This window comes from Bacteroides gallinarum DSM 18171 = JCM 13658 (assembly GCF_000374365.1).
In the GTDB taxonomy this organism is placed as follows: Bacteria; Bacteroidota; Bacteroidia; order Bacteroidales; family Bacteroidaceae; genus Bacteroides; species Bacteroides gallinarum.
The window spans coordinates 89,502-107,353 of record NZ_KB894115.1 but is presented as its reverse complement, the minus strand read 5'-3'; the positions used below and the strand labels follow the sequence as shown (position 1 = coordinate 107,353).

The following is a 17,852-nucleotide window of genomic DNA, read 5'->3' as shown; positions in this document are numbered from 1 at the left end:
AATTTATGATGTATTCCCGTATTTTTCTGTCAGACATTTTTTTAGAACGTCCCCAAGAACGATGTTTTTCCAAATAACCGGATATCCGGTTTTTGTAGTTGTGCTCCATACTGTTTTATTGTACCCCTCCTCCCAGTGCATGATAAAGGTTAATGATACCTTGTATTCTGTCGAACTGCCTTTCAACCAACGCCTGTTCCGCGTCCAGTAGGGATTGCTGTGCGGTCAGGACTTCCAGATAGTTGACAGACGAGTGTTTCATCAATAGTTCCGTCTTATGTACAGCCAGCGTCAGCGTTTCCACTTGTTCCGTATTTGTTTCTATCCGGCTGTTTGCCGTTTGCCACTGTGCCAGTGCATCGTTTACCTCCTTTCCGGCATCAAGAATGGCTTGTTGGAATGACAGTAGGGCTTCCTCCTGTCGGGCTTTGGCTATTTTCAGATTAGCGATATTCGTACCTTTGCTGAACAGTGGCTGCGTCAGCGAACCCAATGCGCTCAATAACCATTTTCCGGGGTTGAGAAGCAGCTCGCCGCCGCTGTTCGTCCAACCGGCGTTTCCCGAAAGGGTAATATTGGGGTAGAATGCGGCTCGCGCTGCATTTGTGGCGTAAAACGATTGCATGAGGTTGTACTCTGCCTGCCGTACATCCGGGCGGTTCGACAATAAATGTAACGGAACTCCAATGGCGAATTTCTTTGGAAAATCATCCTTTACCGGCATACTGCGTCGAATCCCCCTGCAAGGCATGGCAAGCAATGTGGAAAGGCTGTTTTCCGTTTCCGTGATGTTTTCCTGTATGGAGAGAATCGTGCTTTCCAATGCCATGAGACTGGCTTTAGCCTGTAAAACGGCCACATCATTGGTCTGCCCCGCACGTTTCAACGCTTCCAATACCGTGATTGTCCGTTCCCAGTTCTTTCGGGTGGAGAGGCTGATTTGAAGTTGCCTGTCGAGCATAGCAAGCGTATAATAGCTCCCCGCGATGGTAGCCACCAGTTTTGTTTGTACAGCCTGTGCGTATGCCCGGCTGCCTTCCAGAGCAGCCTTGGCACCTTTCCTGGCATTGGTGACTTTTCCGAATATATCAAGTTCCCAAGCGGCTGAGAATCCTGAATTATAGGTTTTGGGCAATTCTTTCCCGTCAAACCGGGAAATCGTCCCGCTTGCGTTTGCGGAAACTGCCGGAAGGTAGGATATCCGGGCATTCATCAGTACCGCTTCCGCTTCTTCCACCTTCAGCCGTGCGATACGTAAATCGGTATTCTGTTCAAGTCCTTGTATGATGAGTTCCTGCAACCGGGTATCCGTGAAGAGTTCTTTCCATGAAAGTGTACCTGATGAAGTCGAATCAACGGCAGTTGTATCACGGTACAGGTTATCCACGTCCACGACGGGACGGGAATAGGGCTTGTATATTCCGCAACCTGCCAACAGGCAGACTACGGAAATCAATATAATCGTTCGTTTCATACTTGTTTCTTTTCTATTTCATCTAATTCAGCCTGGATGCTCCAGTCCGCCGAAGCCTTGTCTGCCTGTATGGGCTTGAATTTTTCTTGCAGATACTGGAATGCGATAAACAATGCCGGGACAAGGAAGAGCAGCGCCAGTGTTCCTATAAGCATTCCTCCTACAGTCCCGGATGCCAGCGAGTGGCTTCCGTTTGCACCGACGCCGCTTGCGAATATCAGCGGTATCAATCCGAATATCATTGTCAATGCGGTCATCAGTATCGGACGGAGGCGGACTTTTGCCGCGCTATATGCCGCCTGTACCAATGACATGCCAGCCTTACGGCGTTCCAGCGCATATTCCGTCAGCAGGATGGCTGTCTTGGCAAGTAGACCTATCAGCATGATAAGTCCTGTCTGCATGTACACATTGTTCTCCAGCCCGAATAGCTGCGCAAACAGGAAACTTCCCGATAGTCCGACCGGCACGGACAGAATAATGGCGAACGGGACAAGGAAACTTTCGTATAAGGCGCATAGAATCATATATACCAGCAGCATACAGATACCGAAAATGATGGGTACATTGTTGCTGGCTTTATTTTCCTCGCGTGAAATGCCGCCGAACTCATAACCGTAATTTTGTGGTAACACTTTGTCCGCTGTTTCCCGGATGGCTTGCAGGGCTTCTCCTGAACTGTATCCGTTAGCCGGAGTGCCGTTAATGGCTATGGAGTTGTAGAGGTTAAAGCGGGACAGATCCTGCGGTCCATACGTTTTTGTCAGTTTCACGAAGTTGCCCAACGGAGCCATTTCTTCCCCGACTCTTACATATAAGTGATTCAGAGACTCCGGCGTTACGCGGTAGTCCGGGTCGGCCTGTATCATCACCCGGTACAGCTTTGAGAAGCGGTTGAAATTGGATACGTAGTTACCGCCGTAGTATCCCGACAAGGTTTCCAGTATTTCGTTTGGGGAAATGCCGGAGCGTTCGCATTGGGCGGCATCAATATCCACCCAATACTGCGGATAGCCGGTGTCGAAAGCCGAATACACAGTCTCTATTTCTGGTCGTTCGTTCAAGGCCGCCACGAAATTGTCCGCCACTTTCTTGAACTCCTCCATGTTCGTTCCCATTTTGTCCTGCAAATAGAGTTCAAAGCCGTTGCCCATGCCATATCCGGCAATCATGGGTGGGGCCATGGCAAATATTTGCGCATCCGGAATTTCCGGTGCAAAGCCATATATCCTGCCGATTACATCGTTGGCCGACTGTCCTGCCTTCTTGCGTTCATCCCAGTTTTTGAGTGAAAGCAGGTAAAGTCCCATGGAAGGTCCTGCCCCTGTAAACGAGTAACCGGATACTGCCGCACTGTATTCTATTTCGGGTATCTGTTGCAAACGCTTGTCAATTTCCTTCATAACCTCGTGGTTGAGATACAGGGATGTTCCCGGTTGGGTATTCATGCTGACCATCAGGCTGCCTGTATCTTCATCCGGTATCAGTCCCGTTTTTGTGTGCCGTACAAGAAAAAACAGTAGGGTCAGAGAAAGCCCGAGCGTCCCCCACATCAACCATCGTTTTCTGATAAAGAACATGACTCCCTGCATATACTTGCGCGTCACGGCACCGAAAGCGGTGTTGAACGCCTTGCGAAAACGCGCGGCAAAATTATCTTTCACTTTGCCGTTTTCGTCCAGATAAGGGCGTAGCATCAGAGCGCAAAGGGCCGGAGAGAGCGTGAAGGCATTGATCGCTGAAATACCGACAGCGACAGCCATTGTCAATCCGAACTGCTTATAGAACTCACCGGATGTCCCTCCCATCATGGATACCGGGATAAACACAGCCATAAAGATAAGCGTCGAGGTCAGAATGGCCGAGGCAATCCCTTTCATGGCATGATTGGAAGCCATATATGATGAACGGTAACCGGCATCAAAGCGTGCCTGCACCGCTTCCACCACGACAATGGCATCATCCACCACCGTACCTATGGCAAGGACCAGCGCAAACAATGTCAGCAGGTTGATCGAGAAACCTGCAACGGCCATGAAAGCGAACGTGCCGATAACGGACACAAAAATGGCGATGGTGGGAATCACTGTCGAACGGATGTCTTGCAAGAATACATATACGACCAGGACAACCAGCAAGATTGCCTCCAGCAGCGTCTTTATCACTTCACGTATGGAAGCGTAGAGGAAATCGTTCGTATCCATCAGCGTGACGAACTCCGTGCCTTTCGGCAGGTCTTTGCCGATTTCCTCCATAGTCTTGTCTATCTCCCCGATGATCTCCGCCGCATTCGAGCCCGCTGTTTGGTAAATCATGGCAATGGCGGCGGGACGGCCGTTTACATTGGTGGAATAGTTGTAGGCTTCATCTCCCAACCGGACGTCCGCCACGTCTTTCAGACGAAGAATATCCCCGTTGGATAAGGAACGGATGACGATATTACCGAACTCTTCCGGTGTGGAGAACCGTCCGCGATATTTCATGGTATATTGGAAAGCGTTGGCGTGGTTCTCCCCGAAAGCTCCTGTGGCAGCCTCGATATTCTGTGCCGCCAGCGCAGCAGAAATATCCGAAGGTACCAACTTGTATTGCAACATCTTGTCCGGTTTCAGCCAAATACGCATACTATAGTTGGAACCGAACAGTCGCATCTGTCCCACTCCGGCAATGCGTTTGATGCGGGGCTCGACATTTATTTTCATATAGTTGTTCAGGAACTGCATGTCATAAGAACCGTCGGGACTGTATAATGCAATGCTTTTTAATTGTGCATTTTGTTGTTTGACCGTCTGCACTCCGATTTTGGTGACTTCGGCGGGTAACAATGCTAATGCGGTAGATACCCGGTTTTGTACATTGACGGCAGCCATATCCGCATCTGTACCCTGCGCAAAAAACACATTAATCATTACCTCTCCGGTATTCGATGCGGTAGAAGTAATGTAGTTCATGTTTTCCACACCATTAATCGCTTCTTCCAACGGTACAATTACGCTCTTCTGCACAGTTTCCGCATTTGCTCCCGGGTAAGAAGTGAACACGGAGATGGTTGGTGGAGCAATATCCGGATATTGTTCCACAGGTAGCGTGAATATGGAGATTGCCCCCATCAATATGATAGTCATCGAAATGATGACAGATAATACAGGGCGTTCTATAAAATATCTGAGGTTCATATATCCTTTTGTTTACTTTGTTGTTTGTTTTATGCTTATTTCTATTCCGTCCCGTAAGACACCGACGCCTTCTTTTACAATCGTATCGCCCGGTTCCAATCCGGAACGGACTATATAATTGTTTCCGTCATTCAGTCTTTCCACAGAGACAGAAGTGGATACGCTTTTGCCATGTTCCACTTTATAAACAAAAATTTTGTCCTGTAACTCGTAAGTGGCAGACTGGGGTATGACCAGTACATTTTTCAACTTATGGGAAATGATTACGTTTCCATGACTTCCGCTAAACAGCACTTTCTTTCTGTTAGGAAATACACTCCGGACAGAAAGAGTGCCTGTTTTGGGATTGATGATACCGCTTATGCTCTCGATGCGCCCCGACATTTCATACATTGTTCCGTCATTTAGCTGTAACCGTATGTCCGGCATGTTGCAAACGGTGGAATCCAACGAACCGAATTCATGGATATAAGGACGAATCTGATTTTCTGTCATGGAAAAATACACGTACATCCGGTTGTTGTCCGACACGGTGGTCAGTGGCATGGTAATGGACGGACTGACCAATGCTCCGGTGCGGAAAGGAAGCGTGCCTATCACGCCATTTGACGGGCTGCATATCTCTGTATAGGAAAGATTGTTGCGAGCACTTTCTTCTTCCGCTTCGGCCTGAGCTTGTCCGGCACGGGCTTCAAGAAGTTCGTTATGAGCAGTTGTAAGTTCATATTCCGATATGATATTTTCTTTATAAAGCGCCTGTTTGCTCTTGTAGGTAAGCGCAGCCGTTTCCACCCGGGATTTTGCAGCAGCGGTATTTGCTTCGGCACGTTGTAAGGCAGCTTTGTATGGCCGTTGGTCGATAATGAACAGCAGTTCACCCATATTGACTTGTTGGCCTTCTTTTACGCATATTTTTGAAATGACTCCTGATACTTGCGGATAAATTTCTACATCTTGCTGCCCCGTAAGAGTTGCAGAATACGTTTGCTCAATATCCGTATTCATTTCTTTAAGAATTAATGTTTCAGATTTGAATTTTAGTCTTTCCTGCTCTTGCTCTTTACAAGAAAAAGACAATAAAGACAAACCTAAAAATCCAAGAAATGTTGTTCTTATCTTCATATATGGATTTATTTCTATTTATTATGTTTCAAAAAGTACAATCTCCTTGTTCAATCCGGATAGCAATAATGTCAACGAGAAAAAACAAGGAGATTGTTTTTAATGAATTCCCATCTATAAAACATTTCCGATTTGATTCATCATTGTAAAATTCTTTGAGAGCAAACCGAAGGTATAGGGAAAAACATATTTATATACAATTGTCTGTCGCATTAAAACATGTATGCACAAGATACTTGAAATGTCTTATTTTTGATATCCATAATATTCTTGGATGTCTTCAGGTTTCGTAACCCCCAATTATAGCCGACCGCCACTTGAAAATACCTTGCCAGTTCCACACCGACTTTTGCGCCCAATCCCCAATCAAACCGTTCCATCAAATGATCTCGGAATACATTCTTGGAATTGGTTGCCGTTTTACTATTTCCTTTAGCGTCTTCAGTTATAATTTGATTTTTGCCGAATAATCCGAAACTCAGATAAGGTCCCACACTTGCAAATATACTGGCATATTTTCCTGCCTGGAATTTGTATCCCAGATGGACAGGTATGTCCAAGTAGTAAGGTATGCTTTTCCATTGGTTGCTTTCCTTGCTCGTATTGTCATAATAAGCGGTAGTCTTCCATCCCTTTGATGAAAGTATGGTTCCGAAATCAATAAACAATCCTTTGGATGCTTCTTGGAAATTAAATTCCCCTTTCACACCGGCATGAAACCCTTTTTGAGACTCTAAATCGGATGGACTGTTTACATTTAAACCACCGATAACTCCAACTCTGAATTCCTGTGCATAACTATTAGCACATACAAGAACAAGAAATAAAAATAATAACTTCTTCATACTTAGATTACATTTATATTTTTGAATGATTGCTTTCCTTTAGCATTTCCTCTTGAACTCGTGAAATTGTCCACATCCGCATCGAAAACATTGCCGACTGTTTCTATCGGGAGATTGAGTATCACGATTTCTTTGCCATAAGAGCAAAAAACATTGTTCCGGTGGTTGAATTTGGAACTGTGCATAGCCAACACCGCAGAATAGCCCGATTTTACTTTCTTGTGCCAAAAGAGTACTTTTTTCTTCGTTATGAATTTGACGGCAAAAGAGTTCCCATTGACAATACGCCCTATTGTCATGGTGCTTTTGTATTTCCCGTTCTTGATTGTCAAGGAAGCGTTTTTGAAATCTTTGAATCCTGGCTGTATGGGTCCCGGATTGATTGAATAATCGGTCATACTTCCTTCCGGTTCTCCTGAATCATAAGTCGGAGTCATATTTTTTGCCGTTTTCAATCTATTGCCTATAACAACATAACCTGCAATATTTCCTACCAAGGCCAAGTTTTCATCTGTAAATTTGAAGTAGGGCGTTACGTCGTAAGTATCGGTCGTATTGAATGCAAACATTCCGGAATATTTCTCTTTGAATTTATGGATGTCCTGTTCCATTCTGGAAGAATTTTCTTCCTCAAATATATTCTCCAGTTCCTCGTCAGCCTGATTCCATAGTGTAAATGCTCCTTCAAATCCTAATTCTGTAAAATAAGCAGTCTTTTCTTCCTCGCTCATTTTATCAAGTTTATTCAGTATCCGGATATAGCTCTCTTCATCCTTGAAACGGAGAACCGGCATGTCCGGATCGATTTCTCGGGCATTTCTTGTTTCCGGTTGCCACATTGACATACGGGAAATTTCAATTTCAGGAAGCATATTGCTGTTTGTTTGCGTTGTCAACTCATTTTCATTGTTACATGAAAATAATCCTAATGACAGACATGTGGCTAATAATACACCCACTTGTTTTTGTTTGAAATGTTTCATACTGATAATAATTTAATGATTAGTAATTTATTGAACCGTCGATGAGCTCAGTTCGACGTTTTTTATCCATTCCGTTTCTGTTATATGGTATCCTCCAAGTATGCCTATGCCGTTCTTTACATTGGTATAGTGTTGTTGCATGGAGGACAGTCCGTATTCACCAAGCGAATTGTTATGTATATCGTTCAAGGTTTTCAAATAGGTATAATATTCTTGTGAAAAGCTATACAAATATGCTTTATATTCTATGCGGACATAATGGTCATTCCATTCTACATCCATATCTTCCTGATGACCGGTATCTAATCGGAGCGTGTATTCTTTTCCTTGCACCATTTGGTCATTCCAGATGTACAGGTTCTGAAAATATTCATTCGGCAACATGAATATATCATCCAGTTGCGACTGGTTATTCAACAAAGGTTCATGTTCCAAATCAAACTCGACAGGATCATATAGAACTGTACTGTCGCCATCCATATAATCGGTCGTTTTCTTTACCACCCGAATGCCATAAAAATCATTCCGTGCAGGATTGTCTTTGAAAGTAACCTGGAATCTCAGCACCGCTCCGTCACCTCCTTGCCGGGCAGTCAGCTTAATGTCTTCCAGCAGGAAACGTTCCGGAATGCTGGTTTGTGCCATGATTGCCGGCAGTCCGTTCACTTCGGCTTGCAAGTTTACAAGTTCTTCCTCATTCCATTTCCCGATTGTGTAATAACAGTTTTCGGGCAGTGAGTTTGTCTTCTTGTCATTCCAATAGACAGTCTGTTGTTTCCCGTTCACGGACAGGGATATGTTTGCTCCGGCTATGCCATCAACCAATTTTTCTTGGCTTCCCACGGGAACACTCGATGACAGGCTGATGATTGTCGTATCCCGGTTGGACGGGAAACTGTACAATACTAATTTCTTGGCGGCCTCTGCTTTGCCCAAATCAAAATCATAGGTGCAAGAAGTCAGCATGACCGATAAGAACCAATAAAATATTTTCTTCATGTTTCTAAAATTTTAATGCATAACTGAAAGACGGGATAATCGGCAAAATACCTGTGGCTTTACCTCTAAAACTGCCGTCGGGCAGTTGCTCCACTTTGCCATACAGGGCATTCATGCGGCTATATGCGTTGTAAATGCTGATGTTCCATATCCTTTCATATCCTTTCTTTGTCGTGCGTCGGAAGTTCGCTCCGAGGTCGAGTCTGTGATAGGCGGGCAAAGCGGCATTGTTAGGTTTCTCTCTAATCCACTCGGCTTCTGCATGTCCCGGCGCTTCGGGTAGGAACGGGCCATTTACATATTGCGTGGGAAGCGTTATCCGGTTGCCGCTGTGATAAGTCCATGCCGCATAGACATCTATACGTTTGGAAAAGCGGTATCGGGCGTTGAGGTATATCTTGTGCCTGTTGTCAAACTTGCTGGGATACCATCCGGAATATAACTGCGGGAATTTCTGTTCGCTCCAGGACAATGTATATCCGGCTTCTGCCGACAGCTTGTCCTTTCGGTACGCCAACAGGAACTCTAGACCATAAGCCCGTCCTTTTCCTTTTCTTATCATGGACTCCCAGTTGTTGATGGAAGGCATCAATCCGTTTCCGCCGAAATATTCGACAAGATTGTCCGTTGTTTTGTAAAAACCTTCCACGTTGAATCGGAACCGGCTGGGGAACTGCATGTATAGACCCGCCGCATATTGGCTGGAATGTAACGGGCGGACGTTACGGGTAGAGGGAACCCAAAAATCGGTAGGCAGGTTCAAGTACGAATTGGAAAGCAGGTGCATGAACTGGCTCATCTGCGTATAAGAGGCTTTGATTGCCATGTTCTCATTCCATTGATACTTGAGCGACAAGCGGGGTTCTACCGAATGGTAATTCTTACGGTCAATCCGGAAGAGCGTGTAGTGCAATCCCAGATTCATCCTCCATTTCTCGGATAACCTGATGTCATCTTCTGCATACGCCGTGATTTCATGTCCTCTGTAGAAAGATGAATGGCTTTGCCTGACCGTGTCTTGTCTGTCGGCATCCCCCGAAGCATTGTTGCTTCCCTGACTTTGCGGGCGGAAGATGTGATACAAATAGTTCGATCCGATTCGGATATGGTGTTTCACGTTCGGGCGGTAATCGAACTCCATTCGATAGCCTATGTCGTCAATGCGTGAGTGGTTGCTCCGTTCTGCACGTGTTATTCCGGTCATTTCGTCCGCGTTTACGGATTTTACTTCAGAATGGTAATCGTACACGGAGCGATTGCGTGTGTACACTCCGGCAAAGTTAGCGAACAGCTTAGGTGAGAACTGGTAATTCCAATGTGCCGCCGCAGTCAGATTGCCCCATTGCAGGTTGAATTTGTTTCTGTCCTGCTCATCGGGAAAATATTGTCTGTTATTGACTTTCAGCACGTCGTTGCCCGAGTAAAGGCTGATGTAAGCCTTGCTCTTGTCGCTGAACAGGTGTGTGATTTTGGTATTGATGTCGTGAAAGGCGTACCGCGCTTTCATCTTGCCGTCTGAACGGCTGCTGTTGTAGATTGCCAGTACCGGTGCAGACAATGCGTCCAGCCACGTTCTTCGCATAGCGACGTTGAACGAAGTGCGGTTCTTGACGATGGGACCTTCGTATTGTACCCGTCCGTCCAACAGGCCGATAGAAACGCTCCCGTGATACTCTTTCATGTCACCGTCTTTGGTGCGTACATCGACTACCGAGGAAACTCTGCCGCCGTAACGTGCCGGAAAGCCGCTTTTGTAGAAATCAATGTTCTTTATCACATCCGCATTGAACGCGGAGAACAACCCTCCCAAATGGTTTATCTGGTACAATGGGGTTCCGTCCAGCAGGAATAGATTCTCGTCATTGTTTCCCCCATGCACGTAGAGTCCGGATATGAGTTCAGTACCCGCAGCCACTCCCGGCTGGTTCTGGAGCGTTTTTACCACGTCCGGCGAGCTCAGTAAGGCATACTCCGTGTGCAAGTCGCGTGCGGTCAGCGATACTTTTCCCGTTAGCGTCGTGTGTATGGGCGAGTTCAAGTCCGCCACCACCGTCACTTCGTCCAGTTGGTAGCTTTCGTCAAGATATACTTGCAGTGTCGTATCTTTGTTCAGCTCCAGCGTTTCCGTTTTTTCTCTGAAACCGGTGTATAAAAAACGGATGGAGTGTCTGCCTTCGGGTAGAGTGAGGCTGAAAAAGCCGTGTTCGTTGCTTACTGTTCCTTTCATGCCTGACAAATCCATGACCGTTACGTTGATAAGAGGTTCTCCGTTTTCCTGATGTACATATCCGCTGACTGTATATTGGTTTGCCTTGTGTGGGGACTCCTTTGCCTGGGTATATGCCGGAAGGCAGACAGTCGCTATGACAACCAGAAACAACAGCCGGTGTCCGATGCTGTTCCTTTCGTCTGTTTTTTTGCCGTTTGTTTTTTTCATTCTCATCTCATCCTGTCACATTAGAGGGTTATCGTATCATTTTCATTACAAAGTTACCGAAACCGTACAGGGTGGAAAGCCGGAAGGTCGGGAAGCGGAGGAATGTGCGTCCGAATCGCAGAAACAGGCTTCCGAACCGTAAATCCTTTCGGCAGTGTATACCAAGAGAGAGGATGGACCCAGTTTATAGCATTGTTTTATGCAAAGCCATAAACAATGCCAAGAAGAGCAGTTGCAATGCCGTCTGTGCCAATAATACAAGAATCCTTTTTTTCATCACCATAATCCTTAATTGTTTGCCGGTCAATATTTATCAGATACAAAGGTCTGTCTTTATCTTTTATCGGAAAACTTCCGGTTGTCCCAAATGACAAAAAAACACTCCGGATGCCCGATGTCGCAAGCGGAAACGCGAATGTGAAAAAACAGGCTGCCATCTCCATTGCTGGCAGATGGCAGCCTGTCCATAATGTATATATTAAAAATAAGATGTAAGTTGCAGGAGCGCTTATTTGTCCAGCCATTCCTTTAATGACGCGGCTTTCTCCCGGCTGACAATAATCTTTTCGTCAGGATATCCTTTCAGGCGTATAAGCAATCTGGAGTTAAAGTAGTTGCCTATGTGCTCTATGCTGTCTATGTGGATGATGTATTGTCTGTTGGCACGGAAAAACACTTCCGGATTCAGTTGCATTTCGAGTTCATCCATTGAAAAAGGAACAAGGGTGGAAGTCCCGTTGCGAAGGAACAGGAAGGTCGATTTACTGACAAGGCTGATGTGGCTGAGTTCGTCCGTACGGACGGATTTGTAGCCGTCCCTGTAAGGTAGCAGGAAACGTTCCCTGTATTTGTAGTTGTTCCGCTGCATCTGTTCTATGAGTTGCCGGATGTCATTGCTTTGCGGCATTGGGTTCCGTGAGCAGACCTTTTCTATGGCAGCCGCCAGTTCTTTCTCGTCTATCGGTTTTAGGAGATAGTCGAAACTGTTGTATTTGAACGCTTGTATGGCGTATTCATCATAGGCCGTCGTAAAAATGACAGGTGAGGACACCGCCGTCTGCCGCAGCGCTTCAAAGCTCAGCCCGTCCGACAGGCGGATGTCGGCCAGTATCAGGTCCGGTGCCTGATGCTGTCGCAGGTACTCTGTCGTTTCAGCAATGCTTGTCATCGGTTCCGATATGCGGTAAGACGGATTTATAACCTTCAGCAGACGCTTTAACCGGTTATAGTTCCTTTTTTCATCTTCGATAATCAATATATTCATGTCAGTACGTCTTAATGATTGGCAGTTTTACAATGAACGAGCTGTCCGTCTTGTTTATGACAGGCAGTTTGTCGCAGAGGATGGAATACCTGTCCTTGATATTTTGCAATCCTACCCCGGTAGAACCGAAGCCGGAAAGGACCGGCTGGACCGGATTTTCCACCACGATATATTCTTCCTGCCGGTAGACAGAGATAGCCAGAGGCTGTCTCTCTGAAACCCGGTTGTGTTTAATGGCATTTTCCACCAGAAGTTGCAGACTGGCCGGGGGAATATTACCTTCCGTATGCTCCAGTTCGGGATGTATCTGTATATGTATGGCATCCTCATAACGGATTTTCATCATATACAAGTAAGAATCCAGGAATTTCAGTTCTTCTTTAATGCAGACAATGTCCTTGTCAAGGTTCTGGAGGATGTAGCGGTATACCTTGGAAAGATGTTCCGTGAATTTTCCGGCCAGCGTCCGGTCTTCCATAATCAGTTCGGACAGGATACTGAAACTGTTGAACAGGAAATGCGGATTGAACTGGAACCTGAGCATGTTCAGCCTTGCCTTGGTGGCAGCTTCTTTTTCTTTTGACAGTCTGATTTCCATTTCTTTTTTTTGGTTCTCGGCTATAAGATAGGCTTCGAGATATACCATATTGCTGTAAATACACGAAATGAACGTTATCATCATACCGAATATGTAAAGCCCCTGGTAAAATTCGGACAGATCCGCAGGATACAGGAAATTAAGGAAAAGCGATGCAATGTAAGCTATTGCATTGTTTATCAGAAACAACAGGACAGAACAGGCCAACATTTTCTGATAGAAGTGGCTGAAAATATTCAGTTTCTTAAATACCAGCCGATTATAGAATATGGATATTTCAGTAAAAATGAAACAGAACAGGAGTGTCCACATAAAATCTTGCAGATAGAAATGCTTTGCGACCGTTCCGGAGAGGAAGCCCCGGAAATACTCCCTGTCCATAAAGAACACTATCAGGTAATATAAAAGGCTCAGAAGCGGGGTAAACAGCAACCTCCCCTTGAACTTATCGAACTTGATTGTAATTTTATCCATATAATCATTCTTTTATTTATGTTGCTTTATTGTTGATATTGCAACCATACAGGTTACAGACCTTCAAAAGTAGTATTTTCCCGAAACAAATATAAGACCTGTTCCACTGAAACGGCAAATTTCGTATCTGAAATATAAATAATCCGCTCCGAAACTTCAGTGTTCTTTGCATTTTGTCCCCTTTTTTAACGTGACCGGCAGGAAAGCAATCCCGGCATACTTGGGGACGAAAAACATTTTAAGGGGAGTATTCTACGTTTCGGGAACATTTTCCTGCCTTTCAGCCGGATGTCGTTTTAAGCGGACGGCACTTATTCCTACATTTGCGCAATAACGGAAAACTGTTTTTTATTGCTATATGGTACATAGATTTGTTGTTTTTGTAGGGTGTTTGTGCTGTGCACTTTTGGCTTGTTCCCAGACAGTGGAACATACGGTTTCGGACTCTTTGACCGGAGAAAAGGTGATACTGCCCGGCAAACTGGCAGATCCCGGTAAATACAGACGGGAGAATATGCCGGCAGATACCGTGCATGTCATAAGGAATCACCCTGTTTCCGAATCGTCAGGGAAGAACAGGTTCATGGTACGAAACACGGACTTTTGGCTGTTGCCTTGGGGAAACCGTCCTATCAGATTTTCGTCATTCCCTTTTTCCGGGGATTATTCGGTGAGAAGTATGTGGAAAGGTTTCCACACATTGAGCAGCCATACGACTTATCCTCTGTGGGGTTCGGTGACTTATATCCGTTTCCTGCGGAATATACCTTTGACTACCCGGTTTTCATTAGACCTCGGGTGGTATTTTTCCGGATACACCCTGCCCGTGACGGGACCATGCTGGGACTTTGGCGGTGTCGGGGCTATTAACTACGACCTGTCCGACCGCTGGAGACTGCAAATGCTTTTCGACTACTCTGCATTGGAACACTCGAACATGCTCAATCCGTTGCTGACGCCGATGTATCCGCATAGCAAAATGGAAATGAACATACAGTTCATGCCGGTGCAGAACGTAAAGCTGAAAGTGGGCTATGATGTAAACGGCAGGTAACGCACTTTTTCCGTTCCGGAGAAAACCTTTGTTGGGGTTATCGTCTATTCCTCGGTATAAACAACTCCCAATGCCGGGAAGGGAGAAAGTTTCCCGGGTATAGACGTAACTTGTTTCTTCCATAAGCCGAGATGGAAAAAGGTCGTCACCAGACCGCTTTCGAACCGTCACCGGACGGCATAAAGGTCGTCACCGCACGAGCCTCTTACCCTATGCGCAGAGGAAAGAACGCAACTTTCTAATTTATGGCATTTTACAAAAAACAACAGCAAAGGATTAACGGGAAATGGTATCCGAAATCCGTCACAGTGGGCAAACCCGTGACAACGGACGAAGTGGCCAAACGACTGGCCGAAATCTCCACCGTCAGTCCGGCAGACACGTATGCCGTGCTGAAGGCTCTCGGCGGCGTACTGGGCGATTACATGGCAAACGGACGTACCGTAAAACTGGAGGGCGTGGGAACTTTCTACTACACCTGTCAGGCTCGCGGAAACGGAGTGAGTACGGCAGAAGAGGTGAACGCGACGCTCATCAACGGTGTCCGTGTACGCTTTATTCCGGAAGCCCGCCGCAAAAGCGGTGACTCGACCATGACACGTACCCTTGTCAGCGACAACATCTTTTGGGAAGAATGGGGCGGCGCAGGTTCTCCCTCTCCCGGTGAAGGCTCGGATGAAGGAGAACAAGATGACCACCCTTTAGGAGGTGCACCCTTTTTCCGTAACAGAGTCCTCCGCCTGTAAGCGGAGAACTATATCCGTCTTACATTAATAATTCTCTTTCTTCACCTCGAAGTAAGCCTGCGGATGCAAGCAAGCCGGGCATACCTGGGGGGCTTCCTTGCCCGTATAGATAAAACCGCAGTTGCGGCACTGCCATACCACCTCGCCTTCCTTGGCGAAAACGGAAGCGGTTTCGATATTCTGGATGAAAGCGCGGTAACGCTCCTCGTGTCCTTTCTCGGCGATAGAGATGTTACGGTACATGGCGGCGATTGCAGGGAAACCTTCCTGCTCGGCCACATCGGCAAAGTGGGGATAATCCAGCGACCATTCCTCGTGTTCGCCTGCGGCGGCAGCCTGCAAATTCTCCAATGTAGTGCCGATAACGCCTGCGGGATACGAAGCGGTGATTTCTACCATGCCTCCTTCCAGGAACTTGAACATACGCTTTGCGTGCTCTTTTTCCTGGTCGGCGGTTTCGGTAAAGATAGCGGCGATTTGTTCGTAACCTTCTTTCTTTGCAACGCTTGCAAAATAAGTATAACGCATTCTTGCTTGTGATTCACCGGCGAATGAGGTCAGCAGATTCTTTTCTGTCTGGGTTCCTTTAATGCTCTTGCTCATAATTTCTTCTTTTATTAGTTAATATAATTACGTATGGATTGTTTTCATTTCCTTTGGCGGACAGGACAAATTTACGAATTTAGTTTGATAAAACCGCACTTTGCCTCATCGGATTTATCTATCGCTCCATAGGCTGAACCTATTTCGTTTCATAAATCCGGTGAGGCTGTTTCTTTTATCTATAATCAATAACAAGTAATCCGATATTGATAACAAAAAACGGAGCGTTTATGTTCAGGCATCCGCCGGGAAAATGTTCCGAACGATGCGCCGGGAGTAAAAAGAACTGAATAGTTATAGCTATTTGCATTATTTTACCTAATTTTGCAACCTCTTTCGGAAACAGCGGGGTAGCTGTAAGTAAAATAAAGTTTCTAAGACAAAATGAAAGCGTTCGAATTCAAGCCCAAGCTATACACGGCTTTAAAAAATTACTCAAAAGAACTTTTTATGGCAGACCTTATGGCCGGTATCATCGTAGGTATCGTAGCCTTGCCGCTTGCCATAGCGTTTGGTATCGCATCGGGGGTATCGCCCGAAAAAGGTATCATCACGGCTATTATCGCCGGCTTCATCATCTCGCTGCTGGGGGGTAGCAAAGTACAGATTGGCGGGCCTACCGGCGCGTTCATCGTCATTATCTACGGCATTATCCAGCAGTACGGAGAGGCGGGGCTGATTGTCGCCACGCTCATGGCGGGCGTTATCCTTATCCTGTTGGGGGTATTCAAGCTGGGAGCGGTTATCAAGTTCATACCCTATCCTATCATCGTAGGTTTTACAAGCGGTATCGCCGTCACTATCTTCACCACCCAGGTTGCAGATGTATTCGGCCTGGACTTCGGCGGGGAAAAAGTTCCGGGAGACTTTGTCGGAAAATGGCTGGTTTACTTCCGCCACTTCGACACCGTTAACTGGTGGAACACGGCTGTAAGCATCGCCAGTATCTTCATCATTGCCATTACCCCGAAATTCTCCAAGAAAATTCCCGGCTCGCTCATCGCCATTATCGTAGTGACCGTTGTCGTTTACCTGATGAAAACTTACGGCGGCATAGGCTGTATCGACACCATAGGCGACCGTTTCAGCATCAAAGCCGAGCTTCCCGATGCCGTGATGCCCGCCCTGGACTGGGAAGCGATTAAGAACCTGTTTCCCGTTGCCATTACAATTGCCGTATTGGGAGCCATAGAGTCCTTGCTTTCGGCTACGGTAGCCGACGGCGTAATCGGCGACAAACACGACTCCAACACCGAACTGATAGCCCAGGGTGCTGCCAACATGATTACCCCGCTTTTCGGCGGCATTCCCGCCACAGGCGCCATTGCCCGCACAATGGCAAATATCAACAACGGCGGCAAGTCTCCCGTGGCCGGCATAGTCCATGCGGCGGTGCTGCTGCTTATTCTGCTGCTGCTCATGCCGCTGGCGCAATACATCCCCATGGGATGCCTTGCCGGTGTGTTGGTGGTGGTATCTTATAATATGAGCGGCTGGCGTGTGTTCAGGGCGCTGATGAAGAACCCGAAATCGGATGTCACCGTATTACTGATTACTTTCTTCCTGACCGTTATTTTCGATTTGACAATCGCTATCGAGGTAGGTCTGGTCATTGCCTGCGTGCTTTTTATGCGCCGTGTCATGGAAACGACCGAAATATCGGTTATCAAAGACGAGATAGACCCGAACGCCGAATCGGACATCACTACGAACGAGGAGCATCTCATTATCCCGAAAGGCGTGGAGGTGTACGAAATCAACGGCCCTTACTTCTTCGGTATCGCAACAAAGTTCGAGGAAGTAATGGCACAGCTCGGCGACCGCCCCAAAGTCCGTATCATCCGTATGCGCAAGGTTCCCTTCATCGACTCTACGGGTATCCATAACCTGGAAAGCCTCTGCAAGATGTCCCAAAAGGAAAAAATCACCATTGTACTGTCCGGCGTCAACGACAAGGTGCACCGTGTCCTGGAGAAATCCGGCTTCTACGAACTGCTGGGGCAAGAGAATATCTGCCCCAACATCAATGTGGCGCTGGAAAAGGCAAAGCAGTTGTTGTAACATAGCGATTGATTGA

General features: G+C 46.5%; 14 protein-coding genes. 3 read left to right on the top strand and 11 right to left on the bottom strand.

Features of this window, described 5'->3' with window-relative positions:
- Window positions 1–115: 115 nt before the first annotated feature.
- The 10 genes from C233_RS0100430 to C233_RS0100385 all read right to left on the bottom strand — a co-directional run bounded on the left by C233_RS0100430 (window position 116) and on the right by C233_RS0100385 (window position 13,372).
- Window positions 116–1,474 (bottom strand): efflux transporter outer membrane subunit, encoded by a 1,359-nt coding sequence (locus tag C233_RS0100430; RefSeq protein WP_018665636.1) that lies wholly within the window; start codon window positions 1,472–1,474, stop codon window positions 116–118.
- Window positions 1,471–4,650, bottom strand: coding sequence for an efflux RND transporter permease subunit (locus C233_RS0100425; RefSeq protein ID WP_025068525.1), 3,180 nt, complete (start codon window positions 4,648–4,650; stop codon window positions 1,471–1,473). The genes C233_RS0100430 and C233_RS0100425 overlap by 4 nt, the downstream gene beginning before the upstream one ends.
- Window positions 4,651–4,662: 12 nt before the next feature.
- Window positions 4,663–5,772: an efflux RND transporter periplasmic adaptor subunit gene (locus C233_RS0100420; RefSeq protein ID WP_025068524.1), complete on the bottom strand. Its 1,110-nt coding sequence runs from the start codon at window positions 5,770–5,772 to the stop codon at window positions 4,663–4,665.
- Between the two features lie 212 nt (window positions 5,773–5,984).
- The gene (locus tag C233_RS0100415; RefSeq protein ID WP_018665633.1) at window positions 5,985–6,617 is read right to left on the bottom strand and encodes a porin family protein; all 633 of its coding nucleotides are present in this window, start codon (window positions 6,615–6,617) and stop codon (window positions 5,985–5,987) included.
- A 2-nt stretch (window positions 6,618–6,619) separates the two neighbouring features.
- On the bottom strand, window positions 6,620–7,600 hold the full coding sequence (locus tag C233_RS0100410; protein WP_026314681.1) for a DUF4848 domain-containing protein: 981 nt from the start codon (window positions 7,598–7,600) through the stop codon (window positions 6,620–6,622).
- Window positions 7,601–7,627: 27 nt separating this feature from the next.
- Window positions 7,628–8,599 carry a DUF4249 domain-containing protein gene (locus C233_RS0100405; RefSeq protein ID WP_026314680.1) on the bottom strand — a complete coding sequence of 324 codons (972 nt, stop codon included), beginning with the start codon at window positions 8,597–8,599 and terminating at the stop codon, window positions 7,628–7,630.
- A gap of 4 nt (window positions 8,600–8,603) precedes the next feature.
- Window positions 8,604–11,036 (bottom strand): TonB-dependent receptor, encoded by a 2,433-nt coding sequence (locus C233_RS0100400; protein WP_018665630.1) that lies wholly within the window; start codon window positions 11,034–11,036, stop codon window positions 8,604–8,606.
- Between the two features lie 197 nt (window positions 11,037–11,233).
- On the bottom strand, window positions 11,234–11,560 hold the full coding sequence (locus C233_RS0100395; protein ID WP_018665629.1) for a hypothetical protein: 327 nt from the start codon (window positions 11,558–11,560) through the stop codon (window positions 11,234–11,236).
- Window positions 11,545–12,300 carry a LytR/AlgR family response regulator transcription factor gene (locus tag C233_RS0100390; protein ID WP_018665628.1) on the bottom strand — a complete coding sequence of 252 codons (756 nt, stop codon included), beginning with the start codon at window positions 12,298–12,300 and terminating at the stop codon, window positions 11,545–11,547. Before C233_RS0100390 ends, C233_RS0100395 begins: the two co-directional genes overlap by 16 nt.
- A 1-nt stretch (window position 12,301) precedes the next feature.
- Window positions 12,302–13,372: a sensor histidine kinase gene (locus C233_RS0100385; RefSeq protein WP_018665627.1), complete on the bottom strand. Its 1,071-nt coding sequence runs from the start codon at window positions 13,370–13,372 to the stop codon at window positions 12,302–12,304.
- 424 nt (window positions 13,373–13,796) lie between these two features.
- Between C233_RS0100385 and C233_RS22095 the strand changes: the two genes are divergently transcribed.
- Window positions 13,797–14,426: a hypothetical protein gene (locus C233_RS22095; protein WP_018665626.1), complete on the top strand. Its 630-nt coding sequence runs from the start codon at window positions 13,797–13,799 to the stop codon at window positions 14,424–14,426.
- 245 nt (window positions 14,427–14,671) lie between these two features.
- Entirely contained in the window at window positions 14,672–15,172 is a 501-nt protein-coding gene (locus C233_RS0100375) for an HU family DNA-binding protein (RefSeq protein ID WP_018665625.1), read from the top strand.
- A gap of 24 nt (window positions 15,173–15,196) precedes the next feature.
- On the opposite strand, the gene rbr is transcribed toward C233_RS0100375, so the two are convergent.
- Window positions 15,197–15,775 (bottom strand): rubrerythrin, encoded by a 579-nt coding sequence (gene rbr / locus C233_RS0100370; RefSeq protein WP_018665624.1) that lies wholly within the window; start codon window positions 15,773–15,775, stop codon window positions 15,197–15,199.
- Window positions 15,776–16,159: 384 nt separating this feature from the next.
- Here rbr and C233_RS0100365 point away from each other — a divergent pair, with 384 nt between their 5' ends.
- Complete coding sequence (locus C233_RS0100365; protein WP_018665623.1) at window positions 16,160–17,836, top strand: SulP family inorganic anion transporter; 1,677 nt, start codon at window positions 16,160–16,162, stop codon at window positions 17,834–17,836.
- The last annotated feature ends 16 nt before the right edge of the window (window positions 17,837–17,852 follow it).

Coding starts and splice junctions, on each gene's coding strand:
- C233_RS0100430 (WP_018665636.1), bottom strand. CDS start 1,474: ATGAAACGAACGATTATATTGATTTCCGTAGTCTGCCTGTTGGCAGGT.
- C233_RS0100425 (WP_025068525.1), bottom strand. CDS start 4,650: ATGAACCTCAGATATTTTATAGAACGCCCTGTATTATCTGTCATCATT.
- C233_RS0100420 (WP_025068524.1), bottom strand. CDS start 5,772: ATGAAGATAAGAACAACATTTCTTGGATTTTTAGGTTTGTCTTTATTG.
- C233_RS0100415 (WP_018665633.1), bottom strand. CDS start 6,617: ATGAAGAAGTTATTATTTTTATTTCTTGTTCTTGTATGTGCTAATAGT.
- C233_RS0100410 (WP_026314681.1), bottom strand. CDS start 7,600: ATGAAACATTTCAAACAAAAACAAGTGGGTGTATTATTAGCCACATGT.
- C233_RS0100405 (WP_026314680.1), bottom strand. CDS start 8,599: ATGAAGAAAATATTTTATTGGTTCTTATCGGTCATGCTGACTTCTTGC.
- C233_RS0100400 (WP_018665630.1), bottom strand. CDS start 11,036: ATGAAAAAAACAAACGGCAAAAAAACAGACGAAAGGAACAGCATCGGA.
- C233_RS0100395 (WP_018665629.1), bottom strand. CDS start 11,560: ATGGCTGGACAAATAAGCGCTCCTGCAACTTACATCTTATTTTTAATA.
- C233_RS0100390 (WP_018665628.1), bottom strand. CDS start 12,300: ATGAATATATTGATTATCGAAGATGAAAAAAGGAACTATAACCGGTTA.
- C233_RS0100385 (WP_018665627.1), bottom strand. CDS start 13,372: ATGGATAAAATTACAATCAAGTTCGATAAGTTCAAGGGGAGGTTGCTG.
- C233_RS0100375 (WP_018665625.1), top strand. CDS start 14,672: ATGGCATTTTACAAAAAACAACAGCAAAGGATTAACGGGAAATGGTAT.
- rbr (WP_018665624.1), bottom strand. CDS start 15,775: ATGAGCAAGAGCATTAAAGGAACCCAGACAGAAAAGAATCTGCTGACC.
- C233_RS0100365 (WP_018665623.1), top strand. CDS start 16,160: ATGAAAGCGTTCGAATTCAAGCCCAAGCTATACACGGCTTTAAAAAAT.